This window comes from Bacillus basilensis, from assembly GCF_050630465.1.
GTDB classification, from domain to species: Bacteria; Bacillota; Bacilli; order Bacillales; family Bacillaceae_G; genus Bacillus_A; species Bacillus_A basilensis.
Map to the genome: position 1 here is coordinate 407,859 of NZ_JBNTQO010000005.1, position 20,388 is coordinate 428,246.

Here is a 20,388-nt window from a genome sequence, read left to right on the forward strand (position 1 = left end):
AATTCGATAGAAGAGAGTTACATTCCTTCTGTGATGTAATGATTAAGTAGAAAATATAGTTTAAATATATCGGAATAGTAAAGGGGGGATAGCTATATAGAAAAATGAATTAGAAACAGTTTATCCCGCTATTTGCTGGGCAGTAAGACCCCCAACTCAAAATTCAGTGAAAGTAAAGGAGTTAGACGGGGGATCAAAAACCCCCAATGATTAAAGTTTCATTTTATCGATATATAACACTTCATACTATTGTTTCAAAATATGGAAACAATATGTTTAAATGGATATAAAGAAGCTTGAATTCATATTGAATGAGTGCTTATACTTTAAAAAGGAATGGGAAATAATAGAGATTTTACAAATGAGTTTTTACTTTTAATAGGAACTTGTATTACAATATGGTAAAATTATTTCAATATATTTATTTAATATAAAAATACAAAGAGGGAGCGTGAAAAAAGTGGATTTTCGATTCGAATTTACAACGAAGGTGAAAGAATACTTGGATGATGAGAAGGATGAAAAAATAATAAAAGATGGACATAGAGATATCATTTTTCAGTATTTATATCCGCTAGAGAGTGAAATTGGTATTTATAAAAATCCTAACTTTACTTTTTTTGCATCAGGAAGACGCTCGCATATCGTATTAGAAAACATTGAATTTAAAACAGAGGTAAATGTAAAAAGTAACATCATTGAAATTACAAAAATAGTGGATAATGTCGTTATCCCGTTAGATACTATCGTAGCGAAAGATCGGGAATTGTTTGCATTTGGGCGTAATGAGAAGTTTAGTGTACAAATATTAGAGCAGTATCTCTTTGATACATTTGGAGAAAAATTAGGTTTAAAATGAATGGAATGGCCTATGTATTTATAGGTAGTGAATTTTAGTGTATCTCATTCACATTTGACCTTTCATTTAATTTATACTACAATTCGTAGTGTGAAAGGAGCTATACTATGTTTACTCAAAACTATAAGTTAAATGAGCAAGGGTTAAATCATTTCTTTGGACCGCTTGAAGCGAAAATTATGGAGATTGTTTGGTCTAACGAAGGTATTACGATTAAAGAAGTGCAGCAGAAATTAAGTGAAGAATCACCTGTGAATTTTAACACTGTTATGACAGTTATGAACAGGTTAGTAGAGAAATTACACTTAGAAAAACAGACTGTAAAAAGAAGTGGCATATATCGTGCTGTACAAACAAAAGAAGAATTCTTATCCAATCAAACGAAGAAAATGACACAGGAATTGATGGGGGAATTTGGAGATTTAGTTGTAAATCATATGCTAGATGAGTTAGAGCAGGCTGATCCGACTTTAATAAAAAAGTTAGAAGATAAATTGAGTCAGTTAAAAAAAGAGGATTCATGAAATGAAATGGCAAATGCGTAAAATCGTATTGTTAGCAGTAATTGTTAGTACCCTCTTTTTCAGTATGTTAGTGTATTACGTTACATATCCATTTCTGTTTCAAAATAAGATGCTCTTTCTTTCAAATTTTTGCTTGTTCCAGTTAGAAAAACATATGAAAGAATTATCGCTCATTCGTATTATAATCGCTGGATTATTATTACTTACTGTATTAATCGTGTGCAAAAGAATTTGGCGACAATTTTTCTATAGTAAAAGATTACAAAAAGTACTTATCCCTTGCGTTCGAAAAGGAAAACACATATATATATTGCCGACCGCAGAAGTTGCGGCATTTACAATTGGGTTATTTCGTCCGAAAGTTGTCATGTCAGAAGGGATGCTTCAAACATTTTCAGATGAAGAAATGGATGCAATTATTTTCCATGAAGAATATCATCAAAATAATCGTGATCCTTTAAAATTATTTTGTTTTACGCTATTAGCAGAAGGAATGATGTACATACCGATATTAAAAGGGTTGTTACAGCGGTATCACACGTATCAGGAGCTAGCTGCTGATAAATATGCGATGCAAAAAATGGAATCTTCATTTGAGTTAGGTAGCGCGTTATTAAAATTAATTAAAATAAAGACAATGGAAAATCGATGTGTTACAGCTTCATTTGCAAAAACAGCAATAAATTTACGAATCGAGCAAGTGTTAAATGAAAAGGTTGTTAAGCTTACTATTCCGTTACATACGAATTCGGTATATGTAACAGCAGGTTTATTCTGTATGTCGGTTGTACTTATTGTCGGAGAGTGCATATAGCCTCTTTTTTTAAGAATTAACACTACTTATTGTAGTGTTTTAGGGGGAATAAAATGAATGCAGCAGATTTAACAATTTGGCTTGTAGCTGGGGCGGGAGTATTGTCATTTATATCACCGTGCTCTTTACCGCTCTATCCATCTTATTTATCTTATATTACAGGTGTGTCTATTCAAGATCTAAAAGAAAATCGTGGGATTATGCAAAAATCAGCGATTATACATACCATATTTTTTATGATCGGATTTTCGGTTATATTTTACGCGTTAGGTTTATCGGTAAGCTGGATTGGAATAACATTTTCATCTAACCAAAAATTGATTCAACAAATTGGTGGGATTTTTATTGTTTTAATGGGGCTATTTATGACGGGCTTGTTTCAGCCTAAGTGGCTTATGGCAGAGAAAAAGGTGCAGTATAGAAGTAAATCGACTGGATATATTCGCTCGATTTTAGTCGGTATGACATATGCAGCGGGTTGGACGCCATGTGTTGGACCGATATTTTCAGCTGTACTCATGCTTGGCGCAACGAATCCTGAAGGGGCACTTCTTTATATTACAGCGTATACTCTTGGGTTTGCGGTTCCATTTTTCGTGATGGCATTCTTTATTGGGAAGGTAAAATGGATTGTTACATATGCCAATGTCATGATGAAAATTGGCGGTGGAATGATGATTATAACAGGTATTTTATTGTACACAAATCAAATGACGAAGATTACAGCATTCTTTATTCGTCTATTCGGTGGATTTACAGGCTTTTAATAATGAGGAGGAAGAAAAGTGAAAAAACTAATTGCGATTATACTGGCCGGAGCACTAATTTGGGCCGGAGTTAATTTTTATAATTCAAAGAAAGAAGAAAAAGAAAGAAAAGCAAAACAAGCGGAATTACAAAAAACAGAAGTATTACCACAAGTAGGATTTAAGGCACCAGACATAACATTAAAAGGATTAGACGGGAAGCTGCATTCGTTAAATGATGCAAAAGGAAAACCATATCTTATTAATTTTTGGGCATCATGGTGCGGTCCATGTGAAATGGAGGCACCAGACTTAGTTCGTATGTATGATAAATATAAAAAAGATGTTGAAATTTTTGCGGTAAATGCAACTATTGGAGATCCAGTACAAGAAGCGAGCGCATTTGCAGATCGTCACGGATTTAAGTTTCCTGTTTTATTAGATATGGACGGAGTAGCTGGATTAGATTATAAAGTATTTTCTTTACCAACGACATTTTTTGTTAATAAAGATGGAATTATCGTAGAGCAAGTACGAGGCGTATTACCTCCAGATCAATTAGAAGAGAAATTTAAGAAATTAATTGAGAGTTAAGAAGGGATTTCATAGTGATGGAGTGGATCGTGAGGTTACAACCAGTATCTCTTATAATTGGAAGTTTATTTGGATTTATGTTGATGAAACGAAAGATGAAGAAACAAAGTGTACCATATGAAAAAATGATGGATGCAGTAACAAATGCTTTTCTTATCATCGTATTTGTATGGAAATTTGCACCGGCAATATTAAATCCAGTATGGGCTATTAGGTCACCAATGCAAGCGTTATTAGCTGTAGGCAGTATGCAACACATTGTAGTAGGATGCATACTTACGATTGTATACATTGTTTGGAGAAGTAAAAAGGAGCAATTCTCGCTTCGTATTTTACTTGATACATTGCCTTATGGACTATGTATGAGTCTTATTTTTTATTTTCTATTCCACCAAGAAGTAGGTGTACAAACGACATTGCCTTGGGGAATGAAAATATATGAATCTAAATTTTTATACCACCCCATTTTCGCATACGAGATCATCCTTGCCCTTTGTATCATGGGCTTGCTATGGATGAAAGATGAAAGACTAGGAAATGGAAAGAATATAAGTGTTTTTCTAATTGTTGAGGGGTTAGCTCATATCATTATTTCACTTGTTAGTGAACAGAATTCGGTTCTATTTGGTTTATCAGTTCAGCAATTACTCAGTTTTTGTGTTATGAGTTTAGGGATTTTGTTCGTGCCGAAAAAATAAAAATAGCCATGTACGGAGAAATCCGCACGTGGCTATTTTTATTACATCTATTAAAAAATCGGTGGAGTAACAGAAAATAAAACAATAGCATTTTTCTCGAATTGATTTACCCATTTATGTTTTAAATAAGCGGGTATTTTTACACTATCACCCGTTTCTAATATGTATTCTTCTTCATTTAAATGTAATGTGATTTTCCCTTCTAATACAAATGCTAATTCTTCACCTTTATGTTCTAGTACATTTTCTGATGAAGCTGTATTCGGCGGGATGGTCATAATCGCTGTTGCTAAATTTCCTGTGAAATTGGGTGATAGCATTTCATATGATAAATTATCGATAATCATTTTTTTGCGTTTATGAGAACGTACAATTAAATCGTCTGTATTTGTATCTTCAAGTAAAAAGCTAAATGTTGGAACATCAAGAGCTTTAGCGAGAACTTTTAATGTTTGGATAGAAGGGTTAGCAGATCCGCGTTCAATTTGACTTAACATAGATGGTGTAATATCGGCCATCTTTGCTAGTTCTTTACTAGTTAAGCCCTTTTCTTTTCTTTGTTTTTCAATCTTTTTACCAATATCTATATTTTCCATATTGAAAATCTCCTTGATTATTATTAAATTATATTTAAATAAATTAAATTAAAATTAACTTAAATTAATTATTTGTGTTAAACTATATTAAAATTAATTTAATTATAGTTTATTAAATCGTAAGCTACAAGGTGATGAGGAGGAAGAGGAATGAAGGAAATAGAGAAATTAAAAGAACGATATCCACTATTAAATAAATTAATCGCAACGGAAGAAGTGTTTTGGGTGAATCCGAACATGGAAAAGTATGAAACGGCAATAAAAGATTCGCCACTCAGTGAAGAGAATGTAAAAGATGCGGAGGAGAGGTTAAAGCGTTTTGCATCATACATTGTGAAAGTTTTTCCTGAAACGAAAGAGACGAAAGGCATAATTGAATCACCTTTATTGAAAATCCCTTCTATGAAACAAGCTCTAGAGAAAAATTACAAGCAACCTATTTTAGGAGAATTATTATTAAAATGTGATAGTCATCTTCCGATATCAGGATCAATTAAAGCTAGAGGCGGCATTTATGAAGTGTTGAAACATGCTGAACAATTAGCTTTGCAGCACGGTATGTTAACAGAAGAAGATGATTATTCCATTTTAGATAGTGATACATGTAGAGCATTTTTTGCAAAATATTCAATTGCGGTCGGTTCAACAGGAAATTTAGGGCTAAGCATTGGGATTATGAGTGCGAAACTAGGTTTTAACGTAACTGTTCATATGTCAGCAGACGCGAAACAATGGAAAAAAGATTTATTAAGAAGTAAAGGTGTAAACGTTATTGAATATGAAGCTGATTATAGTAAAGCTGTAGAAGAAGGAAGAAGACAAGCAGATGCTGATCCTCGCTGTTATTTTGTAGATGATGAAAACTCACATGATTTATTTTTAGGATACGCAGTCGCAGCATCGCGTTTACAAAAACAATTAGAAGAGTTAGAGATTGTAGTAGACGAAGAACATCCTTTATTCGTTTATCTTCCGTGCGGAGTAGGTGGCGGACCTGGCGGAGTAGCATTTGGTTTAAAGTTATTGTATAAAGACAACGTCCATTGTTTCTTTGCAGAGCCAACACATTCACCATGTATGTTACTCGGGTTAATGACAGGACTTCATGATAAAATCGCCGTTCAAGATATCGAGATTGATAATGTAACAGACGCAGACGGACTAGCGGTAGGAAGACCTTCTGGGTTTGTTGGGAAAACGATGGAACCATTTTTGAGTGGAAATTACACAGTAAGTGATGAAGAGTTATATAGATTATTAAAAGAGCTAGCAGATACGGAAAATATTTATTTAGAGCCTTCTGCATTAGCGGGTATGTTAGGGCCAGTGAAAGTATGTAAAGAAGATGAGTATTTACAAAAGCAACAGTTAACAGAGAAGATGAAAAAAGGTACTCATATTGTGTGGGGAACGGGCGGTAGTATGGTTCCAGAAGATGTGATGAATGGGTATTATAAAACAGGTGAGGCATTAACAATATTAGAAAAATGAGGCTAGTTGTAGCCTCATTTTTTCATGTGCATAAAAATCTTTGTTATTTTCACAATAGTTCTTTATAGTATATATAAAGGATAACTAATATTAAATAAATACAACAAAAAGCTTTATTTTACATAATAAGAGGATGTGTATACGATGTCATTACAGACTAAATATATAGCGGGTATTTCGCTTGGGGTTATGGGAGTAGGATTTGCGGCTTCTATCCCTTTTCAAGGAACGGTAGCTGGTGAGATTATACAAGGGGGATTTGAAGCTGGGTTAGTTGGTGGACTTGCGGATTGGTTCGCAGTTACAGCATTATTCCGTCATCCGATGGGAATTCCAATTCCACACACAGCTTTGTTACCTAAAAATCGTAAACGAGTGACGAAAGGGCTCATCAATACGTTAGAAAATGAGTGGCTAACGAAAGAAAGTATTACGAATAAAGTAAAAGAAATGCAGCTAGCACAAATGGTGCTGCAAATTGCTGAGAGAGAAATGCAGTCTGATGCTGTGAAAAAGGGGATTGTAACGATTGCTGAGAAAGCGATTGTTTCAATAGATACAGAAAAGTTAGCTGTTATTATTGAAAAAGAATTAAAAACATATTTGCATACAATTAATACAAGTAACATTTTACAAGTGCTTGTTGATCAATTAGTTGTGCAAGAATATGATGAAAAGACACTTGATTACATATTAGTAAAAGTGAAAGATTGGACAGCGCAAGATGAAGCGCGTTATCAGCTCGGAAGCTTAGGTATGAAGGCGATGGAAAATATAAAAGTAGATGGATTCTTGCAGTTTACTTTGAAATCATTTATGAATATTGTAGATGAAGATAAAATTGGTGGCATTTTGCAGAAGTTTATTATTAGCAATATTAACAGCTTACAAGACGCTGATAATAGCACAAGACAACTTATATTAGCGAAAATCCGTCAAGAAATTATAAATGTAAAAGAAAATGAAGCGTTACTACAAGAATTAGAAAATTGGAAAGAAAAATGGATTGCAAATTGGGATGGTACTGACAAAATAAAAGAAATGCTTGAGCAAGTACAACAAAGAGCAGTTACCTTTGTAAATAACGAAGAATTTACTGATAAATATGTTATTCCATTTTTACAAACACAGATGAATAAAATAAAAGATGACAAAGTGACTGTTCAAAAAATAGAAGATTGGTTACAAAAACAAGTTGTCACACTTGTTGAAAAGAATCATTCGAAAATCGGAAAACTTGTACAAGAAAACCTTGATAAGTTAGATGATAAAACGTTAATCGAAATGATTGAAAATAACGTCGGTAAAGATTTACAGTGGATCCGAGTAAACGGGGCTGTTTGCGGATTTATGATTGGATTAGTGTTAGAAGGAATTAAAGCGATTATATGAGAAAAACCTTCCACAATTGTGGAAGGTTTCTTATTTTTCAATAACACTCATATTTAAATTGTAAGCTTTCTCAATGTTTAATTTGTGTGTCCCATTTCCGGTTTTAATCGAATTTTTATACCAATGTTCTTGCCCGTTGAATTCTGGATTTTCTTCTGAAGTAGTATCTTCTTTTTTCGTTACATCTTCAACTTGTTCCCAAGGTGTGTTTCCATGTGTTTCTTTTTGATTTGTTACTGCTGTTAAAGATACATCACTCTCTTTTGCAAGATGGACAGACACCCTTGAGCTTTCTTGTACAAACCAATTATTTTGTAATTGACCTGGATAAAGAGATAGTTCGTTATTTGAAGCACGAACTTCTACATTTTTATTTTGCGGAAGTACAAGTGTCCGTGTCACTTTTGGTGTTGAGTTAAAGAACTTATGTTGAGCTGGTAATGATTTTAATGTTACATACATCGTTTCACCAGCTGTTTGAATGGAAAGGAAATCTTCTTGTTTTAAATTAAGTTTTTCATTAGCTTTCGTCGTCATTTCATATGTTCCAAGAAGGTGAATTTGATTTGTATTATTTCCCTCTATTGTCAGAGGGTGATGCCCTGCATCCACTACAATTTTTTTGATAGATTCAGGTATATCAAGTTGTCCACCTGGAATATTACTCGTCTGGCGAGTGGTATTAATAGAATGACGAACTTCATCTAGTAATCCAGTTGATAATAAACAGTAAAAAGCAATTCCGACGCTTCCTAAAACGCCAATAAAGAAAATACTAAAAATATCATATTTAATAAATGATTGTTCCTTCTTAGAAAATAGAAGGTATAGTAAAATTTCTACGCCAAGTATAATAAGTAAAACAGGCCACCATGCTGTTAAGGAATCTAATACCTGAGTCCCTCTCATAACTGAAAATAGTAAGAAGCAACCTAATGCAATAATAGAAAGCCCCATTGAAAATGTTCCAACGCGCCATGTTCTCATTCTTTTGTACCACCTTTGTTTTCTTTATTTCCAAGTAACAATTTAAAGCCGCCGCCAATTAAGAGGAGTGCAACGATAGATGTTTGGAAATAGCGATAATACAGCTCGCTAAGATGAATGTTAAATATAGTTGCAAAATAATTGTCCAAAATAGGAAGGAGTGTTTGATCTAATAAATAATAACCACCAAGTGTAATTAACCCAATACCGATCCATCTTTGATGATTGATAAAATAATCAATGATAGGTTCGTCATTTACACGTTCTTTTCCGTATTTTGAAGTTTGCTGTAAAGCGTCAAAAAAGCTATAGAACCAAATGATTGGTACTAAAAATAAAAACGCAGATAGCCTTAATAAGTCAAGTAAATATATTGAAAGTAAAAAGGCTGCCATAAGCTGAAGGCCACGGCGTTGTAAGCCTAAATACATATGTCCTGCTCCGGGGAACATCGCTAAAATAGAAGCGAATGTTTTACTTTTCTTTCCTTGTTCACGGTGCTCTTCAAAATCTTCGAAAATAGTACGATCAACTAATTGCTCACCACGTTCTTTTTTCTGTAGTTGCTGAACAACATCGAAGAAATTATAAATCCATAAAACAGGTAATGTAATAAGGAAGATAAGGAAGCTTTCTTGGGATGTTAAAAGTGCAACGAAAATGATCATACTCCCGATCCCTGTACAAGCTACTAAAAATGTAAGTCCACGTTGCATAAGTCCTAATTGAAAATGACCAAGACCAGGAATGATTGATAGGAGAATGATATAAAAACGTTCGCTCTCTTTAGAGGACTCTGTCAATTCTCCAGCTGCTTGTTTTTTCGATTGATTAATAATAGTGATAACTAAATCTAATAAATTGATTGCCCATAACACGACTAGTAAAAACAGAGAAAGAAAAGCAATATCACGCTCTCCTAATGCTATTGTACAAAATGCTGCAAAGATAAATAGAAATACAGCCCCTCCGCTATATAAAATAAACCGTCCAAATTTCTTTACATATAAATGACCAAGCCCGGGGATTAGCCCTAATACAAGTGCTAAAAAGGGATTTTTATTCATGCTTTGAACCTCCGTCCTTTTTTGATGTGTCTACCGATTTGTTTACAATTTGTTGTGAGATAGAAGACACGTTATGTTTTGAAGATTTCTCGAAATTTGATGTCGCTGTGAAAATATATTGGAATAAACCACTTACCATAAAAATAATTGTCGCCGCAGTCGCAATTATGTAGTGAATAATGGTGCGCTTTAGTGAGTTTGTTTTTATATTTTCATTAGGTTGTAGTGTTTCAAAATTAATTTGTTTCATAACTTCGTTCGTAAATGAATCATCATTTATCATTGGAAGGTTTTCCTGTTGTTCATCAATACTTTCCATATAAAGTGCTAAACAATGATCACATTCATAAAGGTGTTCTTCCATAGATTCACGTTCATTGCTTTCTATAAGATCTAATGTATAATTGCGCCAATCTTCTTTTGAATAATGCATCATAGAAACTCTTCCTCCTTCCAATGTTTTTTAATCCATTTTCTTGCCCGATACAGTTTCATTTCGACTGTTTTCACTTCGATGTTTTCCTGTAAAGCAATTTCTTGATAACTTTTTTCTTCTAAGTAATGTGCGAGAACGACGTCACGATAATTTTCGGGAAGTTCTCGCAGTTTTTGAGCAATGAGTAATTTTTGCTCTTTCGTCAATAATAAAGCCTCAATATTATGAGAGGATTTTATATTTTCCTCAGTTTCTTTACATAAGGAGAGTTCTTCGTTTTCTCTAGCTTTCTTTCTCTTATAATCAATAGCGTGATTAGTGGCAATACGAGCCATCCATGTTTTCAATCCGCGAAATTGATAATTAGGGAGAGAGGCGTGAATTTTTACGAATACTTCTTGTGTAACATCTTTCGAATCTTCTTCATGTCTTACAATAGAAAAGATAACTTGAAAAATATAATGACGATAGGTTTGTACAAGAATACGAAAGGCATGTTCGCTTCCTTGCTGTGCTTTTTCAATTAATTGTTTTTCCTCAATGGGTCTCTCCCTCCTTTTTGACGCATTCTATTATATAGACGTAAGAAATGGTAAGTCACCCTACACATGTTGTAAAAAAAGAATAATATATTTTTAGGAAGGAGGCTATATGAAAAAATGGTAAAAAGAAGTATATAATGAGCAAAGAGGAAATGTTACGCGGAGAAAGGATGTGAATGTTAGTAGGAGAAGGTCCATACTAACAAACATGAAAATTAAAATATTAATAGCAGATGATAATTCTTTTATTAGAGAAGGCATGAAGATTATTTTAAATACATACGAAGAATTCGAAGTATTAGATACTGTAAATGATGGGGAAGAAGCTGTAGCATATTGTAAGAAGCATGAAGTCGATATTGCACTTTTAGATGTTCGTATGCCAAACATGAACGGGGTAGAGGCAACGAAATTTATTTGTGAAGAGACGAGAACGAAACCGCTTATTTTAACGACATTCGATGATGATGAATATATTTTGGACGCAGTGAAAAACGGAGCGAAAGGCTATTTATTAAAAAATAATGATCCAGAGCGTATTCGTGATGCGATAAAAGGAGTATATAACGGTCAAACAGTTATGCAAGATGTAGTGCTTGATAAAATTAAGTGCAATTTAATGGAAAGCAAAGAGGAAGAATGTAAAATAGATAAAAGTCTTTTTACAGAAAGAGAACTTAGTATTATCGCATTAATTGCGAAAGGTTTTTCGAATAAAGAAATTTCAAAGCAACTTTTTATATCAGAAGGAACGATTGCAAATTATATTACATCAGTTTTAGGGAAAACTGGACTTGAACATCGTACACAAATTGCGATTTATTATTTAATAGGGAAAGTAGATTAAAGATATGGAATTTTGGTTAATTGTAAGTAAATTAATTGTTTTTATATATATTGTGTTTAGTTACATTTATTTAAATGTTGCAAACTTACCATGGATTATACTTACTTTGCTTTTATATCTTTCTGTAAACGTGCTGATCTCTATATTTAAAAATAACACGTACAAAAACATATTAACTTCTGTGTCAATCGGTGTAGTTATGTTATTTACATGGAAGATTCATCCGTTTTTTATTTTGTTTTTACCATTGAACTTATATGAAATTATATTTCGTTATATAGAGAAGAAATGGCAGCTCTTTATCACTATGATGATTCCTATTATCTTTACAGATGAAAGTATTCGAATGACGTATGGATTAATTGTTGCATTTTCTTTCATCGTATTAACTATGGCAGAACGGTATATATCGCGTGTAGTAAAGCTTGAATCACAAAATGATAAGATGCGAAAAGATCTGCAACGACTGACGAAAAGTTTAAATGAAAATAAAGAGTACATAAGACAATCAGAGTACACATTTAAGTTAGAAGAGAGAAATCGGTTGTCACAAGAAATTCATGATAAAATTGGCCACTCAATGACGGGCGCACTTATTCAAATGGAAGCAGCAAAGAGGTTAATGGAAATAGATAAAGAAAAATCTGCGGAGTTATTACAAAATGCTATTCATATTTCTAAAGATGGAATTGAAAGCATTCGTATTACATTAAAAAATATGAAGCCACCTACTGAGCAAATTGGTATTCACCGTATGAAATTATTCATAGAGGAATTTTCCAGTAAGCATGATATAAATATTCCTTTCGTATATAAAGGGAACTTAGATTTGATTTCACCGATTCAGTGGAAGATTATCGGTGAAAATGTTACAGAGGCACTTACAAACGCAATGAAATATGCTGATGCAACAGTGATTTCCATAGATATTCATGTGCTTAACAAGATGGTTAAAGTACAAGTGAAGGATAACGGAAAAGGTGCAGCGCTTGTGAAAAAAGGTCTCGGTATTATGGGGATGGAGGAGCGAACAGCGTCTGTAAACGGGAAAATTATTGTAGATGGAAAAAATGGTTTTTCGGTAACAATGTTGTTGCCAATATGAGGATGAATCATCTCATAGGAAAAAAGTGAATATTCTCATGTGAAAAGAGTGAACTTCTGCACTGAGCAGGTTCATTTTTTTTGTTTATACTAAAAGTAGAGAAACCGAAATAGGGGTGAAATGATGAATACATTAGAGATAAAAAATTTAACGAAAAAATTTGGTGATTTCATCGCGGTAGATAATATGTCTTTATCTATTAAAGAAGGAGAAATATTTGGCTTTTTAGGATCAAATGGTGCTGGTAAGAGTACAACGATTAATATGATTGCTGGGTTGTTAAGAAGCAATGAAGGTGAAATTAGTATACTAGGAAAAAATATTAAGAAACATAATCGATTTGCGAAGATGAATATCGGTATCGTTCCGCAAGATATTGCGATTTATGAAGAGTTAACTGCCTATGAAAATGTGAAATTCTTTGCTGGATTGTATGGGCTAAGAGGAGCTGAGCTAAAAGCAAGAGTAGAGGAAGCACTTCAATTTGTGGGGCTTAGCGATAAACATAAAAGTTACCCGAAAAACTTTTCTGGAGGGATGAAACGAAGACTGAATATCGCTTGTGCAATCGCACATAGACCGAAGTTAATTATTATGGATGAGCCGACAGTTGGAATTGATCCACAGTCAAGAAACTATATTCTGCAGTCAGTACGTAAATTAAATGAAATGGGTAGCACGATTATTTATACGAGCCACTACATGGAAGAAGTGGAAGAGATTTGTACGAAAATCGCAATTGTCGATCATGGTAAAGTGATCGCAGAAGGAACGAAAGAACAGTTAAAAGCGATTATTACCGATACGAAAGACATTTGGATTGAAGTAAAGTCAGTAGAAAATTTAGATGTAGAACAGTTAAAAGAGATAAATGGTGTGAAAGCTGTTCAAATTGAAGAGAACGTAATTAAGGTAAACTCGGATGCAGGATTAAATAATTTAAATAAAATTATTCAGCATTTCATTAATCATGGCATTGAAATTCGTTCGTTAGAGGAGCAGGCACCAAACTTAGAAACGGTATTCCTTACGTTGACTGGAAGAAACTTACGAGATAAATAAAGGGTAAATGAAGAAAAGGTAAAGGGAGGTTCATCAATTGAACATCTTCAATATTGCAATTATGCATATTAAAAGAGATTTCAGGGACGTAAGAACTTTAGTTTTTATGTTAGCATTTCCGATTGTGCTCATGCTCGTGTTAGGGACAGCATTAACGAATGCATTTAATAGCGATAGTCAATCGATTAAGGATATACAAGTGCTATATAAAGATGAAGCGAGTAGCACATTTTCTCAATCGTTTGAAGCATTTACGAAAGAAATCGATAAATCGGGTATTCATTTTAAAAAAGCTTCCGACAGTATAGATGGGAAAGAAGAAGTGAAGCAAAATAAATATGCTGCTTATGTAGAATTAAATAAAGATGGTGCAAAATTTTACGGAAGTGACAAAAGTAGTATTGAGGGAAGTATTGTGGAGGGCATGCTTACAACATTTGTTGATAAGTACAATGTAGCGGCCGAAGTTGCAAAAGTAGATCCTAGTAAGGTGAGCACAGTTGTTTCAAATGGAAATCATAATAATTATATAAAAGAAACATCTTTACAAGCTGCGAAAAAGCCAGGTTCTATGGACTATTATGCGGTTGTAATGACAACGATGATCGCACTATATGCTGCGATGGGAGCGAGTTCTTTAATTCGAGAAGAACGAATACGTAAAACAGGAGATCGCCTTATTGCTGCGCCTATAAGTAAGGCTGAAATATTCATTGGAAAAATACTTGGTAGTCTAGTAGCAAATGCCCTGTGTATATTACTCGTCATGTTATTTAGTAAATTTGTTTTTCAAGCGAATTGGGGCGAGCATCTTGGAATCATATTTATTATTTTATTAACACAAGTCTTTCTAGCAATTAGCTTCGGTTTAGGGATTGGCTATATTACGAAAACAGCAGAATCATCGAGAGCAATTATTCTTGTAGTTGTACAATTAGCTTCTATTTTTGGTGGTGCATATTTCGTAGTAGAAGAAAATTTCGTTACGAATTTATCACCATTAACGTGGGCAAATACAGCTGTTATGAAAATTATTTATGCAAATGATGTAGGAGCAGCACTACCAGTCATTTCTTTAAACCTTGGAATATCAGCACTCTTTTTATTAATTGCGATTATTGCATTACGTAGATGGGAGGGGCTATAGTATGAAAGATATTTTATGGCTCATACAAAAAACGTTATCTGTACTTTTGAAAAATAAAAAAGGGTTATTCATTATTATTAGTTTGCCGATAATCGGAACGCTCATCTCTTTTTCGATATACGGAAATGTAGGGCAAGGAACGTTAAATATCGGGATTGTAAATAAAGAAAATGAGCCGATAGCAAATGATACGATAAAGTTTTTAGAAGGATTAAACAATGTGAACGTGAGTAAGGTTAAGGAGTCTGAAGTAGAGGATAAACTCACTTCCAAAAAACTTGATGGAGTTATTACATTAGAATCTGGTTTTTCAAAAAGTGTTCGAGAAGGGAAGCCAGATCATATTGAAATTTCATCGATTAAAGGTGATCAAGTAACAGGATTTATAAAATCATATTTATACAACTATATTGATAACGTAGCAGCTATTAGTAAAGTGGCAGGAACAGATCAAAGTACGTTTGATAATATGTACGCAGGGTACCAAAAAAGTGCATTTAAAATGAAAACTGAGACGCTAGAAGATACTTCGAAAAATAAAGATATGACAAATCAAACAATGGGCTATCTTATTATGTTTATGCTGTTTTCAGCAGCGAATTTATCAGGATATATTTTAAAAGAAAAAGAAAATAGAACGTATTTTAGACTCTTATCAACGCCGATAGATGGGAAGAAATTCATATTATCTAATGTCGGGGTCAATATGATGATACTCACAGTACAAATTCTAATTACAATCCTATTCCTAACGAAAATTTTTCATACGAATATCAATATGCCTTTCATAGTGATGATTGGTGTACTCATGCTATTTGCTTTAATAGCGATTGGAATATCGTTAGTTCTTGTTGCTTTTTCGAAAAACTCAGCATCAGCAAATGCAATGCAAAATATGATTATTGTACCGACATGTTTACTGTCTGGATGTTATTTCCCATATGAAATTATGCCGAAAGCAGTGCAAAAAGTAGCCGATTTTCTTCCGCAGAGATGGCTATTAGACACAGTATCAAAACTACAACAAGAAATTCCATTTTCAGAGTTGTATGTAAATATTTTAATTTTATTTGCTTTTGCAATAGCATTCTTCTTAATTGCAATTTATAAGTTTGGAAGAAATAATGATGCAAGGAACTTTGTTTAATATGAAAAGGGTGTGACGTTAAGTCACATCCTTTTTTGTATGAAGCATGAAATCTAAATTGGAATGACAAAATAGAAAGGTGGAAAGAAAACGAGCGGAAGGAAATTAAAATGATCAAAAAAATATTGCGAGTTACTTCTATTATTATTGCTATTTTCGCTTTTATTTTAATTTGTATGCATATCGATGTTACGCTCGGACGGAAAATGGAAACCGGGAAAAACATGCCGATAGAATATGCACCTCATCATAGTGATTTTCAATTATATGTAGAAGGAAAGTCATTTTATAAACAGTTATTTACTGATATAAAAGAAGCGAAACGATCTATTTACACTTATTTTTTTATTTTATCGGATGATAAAAGCAGCCATACTTTTTTAAATTTATTAAAAGAAAAGGCGAGAGAAGGAGTAAACGTATATTTATCTGTCGATTTACTTAACGATTTATCATTTGAAAGAAAGATGAAAAAAGAATTACAGGAAAATGGCGTGCATTTTACATATAGTAGAAAACAGGAATTACCATTCGGGTTTTATTCCCTTCATCATCGTAATCATCGCCGCATTACGACGATTGATGGAGAGATTGGCTATACGGGTGGTTTTAATATAGGAGATGAGTATTTAGGGAAAGATAAGCACTTTGGGTACTGGAGAGACTATCATGTACGGATAAAAGGAGAAGGCGCAAAAGATTTAGAGGAACAATTTGCTTTAGATTGGAAACGAGATACGAAAGAAGATATAAAGAGGAGTACGAATAAGGCTAGTAAAGGGAATACATTGCATACTATGGTCAGTTACAATGGGCATTACGTTGCTAAAAAATATATAGAGCTAATAAAACAAGCTCAGCACTCAATTGTAATTGCAACGCCGTATTTTATAGCGAAAAATAAAGAACTAATGAATACTTTAATCGCGGCGCAAAAGCGTGGTGTTACAGTAACAATACTTTGGTCATATAAACCAGATCTACCTCTTATAAAAGAAGCGGCGTATCCATACATACGCCAAGCTGTTAATAACGGGATTACTGTATACGGTTATAAAAAAGGAATGTTCCATGGCAAATTAATGCTTATTGATAATGAATTAACCGTTATTGGTACAACAAACTTTACTTCGCGTAGCTTCAATATAAATGATGAAATGAATTTTTATATTCATGGTGGTCCTATTGTAGGGCAAGTGAATAAGACGTTAACAGAGGATTTTCGTGATTCAAAAGAAATGACGAAAGAATTTTTTGAGAAGTTATCTTTTTGGGAGCGTTGTAAGGAGAAATTTTCAGGGGTGATGGATTTTTATTTATAAAGGTTAATGGAAAAGGGTGTCTTTTATAGACACCCTTTTTTAATGAAAAATATTTATTTTTCATGCACAAGCAATGAAGCATCATCATTAATCAATGTCCCCACATGCTCACCTAAGCAAATTCTTTTCATTACTCCAGGCTCATCAAAATTAAAGACGTGTGCTGGTAAATTATAATCACGGGCAAGTAATAAAGCGGCTTGATCCATTACTTGTATGTTTTGCCTAACAACATCGTTATAGTTTAGCTTTCTGTACATTTTCGCTGATTTATTATGTTTTGGATCACTGGTAAAGACACCATCTACTCCTTGTTTTGCAACTAATATTGCGTCACTATTCATTTCAATAGCCCTTTGAACACTTGGATAATCTGTGGTAACGAATGGTTGCCCGTTCCCGCCTCCAAAAATAACGATATAACCGTTATCTAAATGGTGGACTGCACGTAGGCGAATGTATGGTTCGGCTACAGCATTAAATGGGATGGAAGTCATAACGCGCACTTCTTTATTTGTTTTGCTTGTTAAAACGCCGCGTAGCATTAAGCTATTAATGATTGTACCTAACGTACCGATATTATCAGCTTCTACACGATCAATTCCCCATTCTTCAGCTAAATGACCTCTGAAAATGTTCCCGCCTCCGATGACGATGGATACCTCAATACCTAAATCAACAATGGATAAAATTTCGTTTGCGATATGTTCTAATCTTTTGGAGTTAAAGCTATTTCCGGTTTGATCGGCAAGTGCACCGCCGCTTAATTTAATTAAGACTCTTTTATATGGCCTCATAACAATTCCCCCTATATAGATCGCAATAAAAAAGGAACAAAGGCGAATGCCTTTGTTCCTTTTTAAGAAAATGAAAAAGAAAAGAAGAAGATAAGATGGATTTTTGTACATAATTTTTCATACTATCGACTCCTTTTCATTTCAATTTGTTGTAAGTATATATCTTTTTGATTATACGAAACAATCTGATTACTTATCAAGTATATTTTATCTCTTTTTAATAAAAAGGTGTCAATGAAAAAGAAAAGAAAAATTTTCGAATTTTTTGTGACGAACTTGTAGGTTTTTGTATGATTTTGTAGGTTCACTTATATGATGTGTGAGTAAGCTTTTATAAATACGAAATGAAAGCGTTCGCATAAAGGGGATGAACATAAATGAAAAAATTCGGATTGGCGACACAAATTTTTGTTGCACTTGTTTTAGGGATTATAGTAGGGGCAATCTTCTATGGTAATAAAACGGCGATTTCTTATATCACACCAATTGGGGATATATTTATTCACTTAATTAAAATGATTGTAGTACCGATTGTTATTTCAGCATTAATTGTTGCGGTAGCTGGTGTAGGTGATATGAAGAAGCTTGGGAAACTAGGCGGGAAGACAATTCTTTATTTCGAAATTATTACGACAATTGCTATTTTAATGGGATTACTTGCGGCAAATATATTCCAACCAGGTACTGGCGTTGATATGAATAACTTACAGCAAAGCGATATTTCTTCTTATAAACAAACAGCTGATGCTACAGAGAAGAAAGGTTTTGCTGAGACAATTGTTCATATTGTACCGAAAAACGTATTTGAATCGATTGCACAAGGTGACTTATTACCGATTATTTTCTTCTCAGTATTATTCGGTTTAGGAGTTGCGGCAATTGGGGAAAAAGGAAAGCCTGTCTTTAACTTCTTTGAAGGTGTACTCGAAGCGATGTTTTGGGTTACCAATCAAGTTATGAAATTTGCACCATTTGGTGTATTCGCATTAATTGCGGTTACGGTTGCAAAATTTGGTGTAGCAACACTACTTCCTTTAGGAAAACTAGTGCTAGCTGTATACGTAACTGTTATACTATTCGTTGTGATTGTATTAGGTATTAATGCTCGAATGGTTGGCGTAAACATTTTTACGTTAATGAAAATTTTAAAAGAAGAACTTATTCTTTCATTTACGACAGCAAGTTCAGAAGCTGTTTTACCTAATATAATGAGAAAAATGGAAGAGTTCGGTTGTCCAAAGGCAGTTGCTTCTTTCGTTATTCCGACAGGTTATACATTTAACTTGACTGGATCGGCTATTTATCAAGCGTTAGCGGCATTGTTTGTTGCACAAATGTACGGTGTGCACATGTCACTGACAGAGCAAATAACGTTATTATTCGTTCTCATGTTAACATCCAAGGGTATGGCGGGAGTTCCAGGTGCATCGTTCGTTGTTGTATTAGCAACGTTAGGTTCAATGGGGTTACCACTAGAAGGTATCGCGTTAATTGCGGGAATTGACCGCATTTTAGATATGATTCGCTCATCTGTCAATGTATTAGGAAATGCATTAGCGGCCATTGTTATGTCGAAGTGGGAAGGCGAATTCGATAATGAGAAAGCAAAACAATATGTAGAAACAGTCAAAGAAACAAAAGCAGCATAAGAAATCGTTAAGGAGTGAATAATCATGGCAACATTAACTGAAGTTAAAAATGGTGTTCGAATTGAAAAAGATTTTTTAGGTGAAAAAGAAGTACCAAACTATGCATACTACGGTGTACAAACAATGCGTGCAGTTGAAAACTTCCCAATTACAGGATACAAAATCCATGAAGGTTTAATTAGAGCGTTCGCAGTTGTAAAAAAAGCTGCAGCGCTTGCTAATACAGATGTAGGAAGATTAGAATTGAACAAGGGCGGCGCGATCGCAGAAGCTGCTCAAGAAATTCTTGATGGAAAATGGCATGATCATTTCATCGTAGATCCAATCCAAGGCGGAGCAGGTACTTCAATGAACATGAATGCAAATGAAGTCATTGCCAATCGTGCACTTGAATTATTAGGAATGGAAAAGGGAGACTATCATTATATTAGTCCAAATAGTCATGTAAACATGGCACAATCAACAAACGATGCATTCCCAACGGCGATTCATATCGCAACATTAAACGCATTAGAAGGTTTATTACAAACGATGGGTTATATGCACGATGTATTTGAATTAAAAGC

At 33.8% G+C, this 20,388-nt stretch carries 22 protein-coding genes; 16 read left to right on the forward strand and 6 right to left on the reverse strand.

The features are described from left to right. The first annotated feature begins 460 nt into the window (after positions 1-460). From ACQVV1_RS14085 to ACQVV1_RS14110, 6 genes are all read left to right on the forward strand, one after another. Positions 461-859 (forward strand): DUF3942 family protein, encoded by a 399-nt coding sequence (locus tag ACQVV1_RS14085; protein WP_242251350.1) that lies wholly within the window; start codon positions 461-463, stop codon positions 857-859. A 107-nt stretch (positions 860-966) separates the two neighbouring features. Beyond that, a complete protein-coding gene (locus ACQVV1_RS14090) occupies positions 967-1,383 on the forward strand; it encodes a BlaI/MecI/CopY family transcriptional regulator (protein WP_063224018.1) in 417 nt (138 codons plus the stop codon). 1 nt (position 1,384) lies between these two features. Further along, positions 1,385-2,197 (forward strand): M56 family metallopeptidase, encoded by an 813-nt coding sequence (locus ACQVV1_RS14095; protein ID WP_242251351.1) that lies wholly within the window; start codon positions 1,385-1,387, stop codon positions 2,195-2,197. A 53-nt stretch (positions 2,198-2,250) separates the two neighbouring features. Continuing rightward, a complete protein-coding gene (gene ccdA, locus ACQVV1_RS14100; RefSeq protein ID WP_431169007.1) occupies positions 2,251-2,964 on the forward strand; it encodes a cytochrome c-type biogenesis protein CcdA in 714 nt (237 codons plus the stop codon). An 18-nt stretch (positions 2,965-2,982) separates the two neighbouring features. After that, entirely contained in the window at positions 2,983-3,537 is a 555-nt protein-coding gene (locus ACQVV1_RS14105; RefSeq protein ID WP_074610808.1) for a TlpA family protein disulfide reductase, read from the forward strand. Positions 3,538-3,554: 17 nt separating this feature from the next. Further along, positions 3,555-4,235: a prolipoprotein diacylglyceryl transferase family protein gene (locus ACQVV1_RS14110; protein WP_242251353.1), complete on the forward strand. Its 681-nt coding sequence runs from the start codon at positions 3,555-3,557 to the stop codon at positions 4,233-4,235. Between the two features lie 50 nt (positions 4,236-4,285). On the opposite strand, the gene ACQVV1_RS14115 is transcribed toward ACQVV1_RS14110, so the two are convergent. Further along, positions 4,286-4,831 carry a helix-turn-helix domain-containing protein gene (locus ACQVV1_RS14115; RefSeq protein ID WP_242251355.1) on the reverse strand — a complete coding sequence of 182 codons (546 nt, stop codon included), beginning with the start codon at positions 4,829-4,831 and terminating at the stop codon, positions 4,286-4,288. A 150-nt stretch (positions 4,832-4,981) separates the two neighbouring features. Here ACQVV1_RS14115 and dsdA point away from each other — a divergent pair, with 150 nt between their 5' ends. Together dsdA and ACQVV1_RS14125 are read left to right on the forward strand one after the other, a co-directional pair. Then, a complete protein-coding gene (gene dsdA / locus ACQVV1_RS14120) occupies positions 4,982-6,322 on the forward strand; it encodes a D-serine ammonia-lyase (protein ID WP_242251358.1) in 1,341 nt (446 codons plus the stop codon). Between the two features lie 144 nt (positions 6,323-6,466). Next, positions 6,467-7,714, forward strand: coding sequence for a DUF445 domain-containing protein (locus ACQVV1_RS14125; protein WP_309259975.1), 1,248 nt, complete (start codon positions 6,467-6,469; stop codon positions 7,712-7,714). Positions 7,715-7,744: 30 nt separating this feature from the next. Here ACQVV1_RS14125 and exsE read toward each other — a convergent pair whose 3' ends face one another. The 4 genes from exsE to ACQVV1_RS14145 are packed head-to-tail and all read right to left on the reverse strand — an operon-like array spanning position 7,745 to position 10,746. Further along, positions 7,745-8,701 carry an exosporium protein ExsE gene (gene exsE, locus ACQVV1_RS14130; RefSeq protein ID WP_242251361.1) on the reverse strand — a complete coding sequence of 319 codons (957 nt, stop codon included), beginning with the start codon at positions 8,699-8,701 and terminating at the stop codon, positions 7,745-7,747. Then, positions 8,698-9,768, reverse strand: a complete 1,071-nt coding sequence (locus tag ACQVV1_RS14135; RefSeq protein WP_242251363.1) for a hypothetical protein — start codon at positions 9,766-9,768, stop codon at positions 8,698-8,700. The genes exsE and ACQVV1_RS14135 overlap by 4 nt, the downstream gene beginning before the upstream one ends. Beyond that, a complete protein-coding gene (locus tag ACQVV1_RS14140) occupies positions 9,761-10,204 on the reverse strand; it encodes a hypothetical protein (RefSeq protein ID WP_242251365.1) in 444 nt (147 codons plus the stop codon). Before ACQVV1_RS14140 ends, ACQVV1_RS14135 begins: the two co-directional genes overlap by 8 nt. Continuing rightward, entirely contained in the window at positions 10,201-10,746 is a 546-nt protein-coding gene (locus ACQVV1_RS14145) for an RNA polymerase sigma factor (protein WP_431169014.1), read from the reverse strand. Before ACQVV1_RS14145 ends, ACQVV1_RS14140 begins: the two co-directional genes overlap by 4 nt. Positions 10,747-10,954: 208 nt before the next feature. Here ACQVV1_RS14145 and ACQVV1_RS14150 point away from each other — a divergent pair, with 208 nt between their 5' ends. From ACQVV1_RS14150 to ACQVV1_RS14175, 6 genes are all read left to right on the forward strand, one after another. Continuing rightward, complete coding sequence (locus ACQVV1_RS14150; protein ID WP_431169015.1) at positions 10,955-11,593, forward strand: response regulator; 639 nt, start codon at positions 10,955-10,957, stop codon at positions 11,591-11,593. 4 nt (positions 11,594-11,597) lie between these two features. Beyond that, positions 11,598-12,698: a sensor histidine kinase gene (locus tag ACQVV1_RS14155; protein ID WP_242251367.1), complete on the forward strand. Its 1,101-nt coding sequence runs from the start codon at positions 11,598-11,600 to the stop codon at positions 12,696-12,698. Positions 12,699-12,821: 123 nt separating this feature from the next. Then, positions 12,822-13,760, forward strand: a complete 939-nt coding sequence (locus tag ACQVV1_RS14160) for an ABC transporter ATP-binding protein (RefSeq protein WP_242251368.1) — start codon at positions 12,822-12,824, stop codon at positions 13,758-13,760. Between the two features lie 37 nt (positions 13,761-13,797). Continuing rightward, entirely contained in the window at positions 13,798-14,907 is a 1,110-nt protein-coding gene (locus tag ACQVV1_RS14165; protein WP_431169008.1) for an ABC transporter permease, read from the forward strand. 1 nt (position 14,908) lies between these two features. Beyond that, positions 14,909-16,054 (forward strand): ABC transporter permease, encoded by a 1,146-nt coding sequence (locus ACQVV1_RS14170; protein WP_431169009.1) that lies wholly within the window; start codon positions 14,909-14,911, stop codon positions 16,052-16,054. Between the two features lie 110 nt (positions 16,055-16,164). Further along, a complete protein-coding gene (locus ACQVV1_RS14175; RefSeq protein ID WP_242251371.1) occupies positions 16,165-17,376 on the forward strand; it encodes a phospholipase D-like domain-containing protein in 1,212 nt (403 codons plus the stop codon). Between the two features lie 53 nt (positions 17,377-17,429). On the opposite strand, the gene pyrH is transcribed toward ACQVV1_RS14175, so the two are convergent. Continuing rightward, a complete protein-coding gene (pyrH, locus tag ACQVV1_RS14180) occupies positions 17,430-18,173 on the reverse strand; it encodes a UMP kinase (protein WP_001982970.1) in 744 nt (247 codons plus the stop codon). A 377-nt stretch (positions 18,174-18,550) separates the two neighbouring features. Between pyrH and ACQVV1_RS14185 the strand changes: the two genes are divergently transcribed. Beyond that, positions 18,551-19,822 carry a cation:dicarboxylate symporter family transporter gene (locus tag ACQVV1_RS14185; protein ID WP_431169010.1) on the forward strand — a complete coding sequence of 424 codons (1,272 nt, stop codon included), beginning with the start codon at positions 18,551-18,553 and terminating at the stop codon, positions 19,820-19,822. A gap of 24 nt (positions 19,823-19,846) precedes the next feature. Continuing rightward, a partial coding sequence (locus ACQVV1_RS14190) for a lyase family protein (RefSeq protein ID WP_431169011.1) occupies positions 19,847-20,388 on the forward strand: 542 nt, incomplete at its 3' end.

Bases quoted from the DNA above. Each gene is read 5' to 3' on its own strand.
- ACQVV1_RS14090 (WP_063224018.1), top strand. From the start codon at position 967: ATGTTTACTCAAAACTATAAGTTAAATGAGCAAGGGTTAAATCATTTC.
- ACQVV1_RS14095 (WP_242251351.1), top strand. From the start codon at position 1,385: ATGAAATGGCAAATGCGTAAAATCGTATTGTTAGCAGTAATTGTTAGT.
- ccdA (WP_431169007.1), top strand. From the start codon at position 2,251: ATGAATGCAGCAGATTTAACAATTTGGCTTGTAGCTGGGGCGGGAGTA.
- ACQVV1_RS14110 (WP_242251353.1), top strand. From the start codon at position 3,555: ATGGAGTGGATCGTGAGGTTACAACCAGTATCTCTTATAATTGGAAGT.
- ACQVV1_RS14115 (WP_242251355.1), bottom strand. From the start codon at position 4,831: ATGGAAAATATAGATATTGGTAAAAAGATTGAAAAACAAAGAAAAGAA.
- dsdA (WP_242251358.1), top strand. From the start codon at position 4,982: ATGAAGGAAATAGAGAAATTAAAAGAACGATATCCACTATTAAATAAA.
- ACQVV1_RS14125 (WP_309259975.1), top strand. From the start codon at position 6,467: ATGTCATTACAGACTAAATATATAGCGGGTATTTCGCTTGGGGTTATG.
- exsE (WP_242251361.1), bottom strand. From the start codon at position 8,701: ATGAGAACATGGCGCGTTGGAACATTTTCAATGGGGCTTTCTATTATT.
- ACQVV1_RS14135 (WP_242251363.1), bottom strand. From the start codon at position 9,768: ATGAATAAAAATCCCTTTTTAGCACTTGTATTAGGGCTAATCCCCGGG.
- ACQVV1_RS14140 (WP_242251365.1), bottom strand. From the start codon at position 10,204: ATGATGCATTATTCAAAAGAAGATTGGCGCAATTATACATTAGATCTT.
- ACQVV1_RS14150 (WP_431169015.1), top strand. From the start codon at position 10,955: ATGAAAATTAAAATATTAATAGCAGATGATAATTCTTTTATTAGAGAA.
- ACQVV1_RS14155 (WP_242251367.1), top strand. From the start codon at position 11,598: ATGGAATTTTGGTTAATTGTAAGTAAATTAATTGTTTTTATATATATT.
- ACQVV1_RS14160 (WP_242251368.1), top strand. From the start codon at position 12,822: ATGAATACATTAGAGATAAAAAATTTAACGAAAAAATTTGGTGATTTC.
- ACQVV1_RS14170 (WP_431169009.1), top strand. From the start codon at position 14,909: ATGAAAGATATTTTATGGCTCATACAAAAAACGTTATCTGTACTTTTG.
- ACQVV1_RS14175 (WP_242251371.1), top strand. From the start codon at position 16,165: ATGATCAAAAAAATATTGCGAGTTACTTCTATTATTATTGCTATTTTC.
- pyrH (WP_001982970.1), bottom strand. From the start codon at position 18,173: ATGAGGCCATATAAAAGAGTCTTAATTAAATTAAGCGGCGGTGCACTT.
- ACQVV1_RS14185 (WP_431169010.1), top strand. From the start codon at position 18,551: ATGAAAAAATTCGGATTGGCGACACAAATTTTTGTTGCACTTGTTTTA.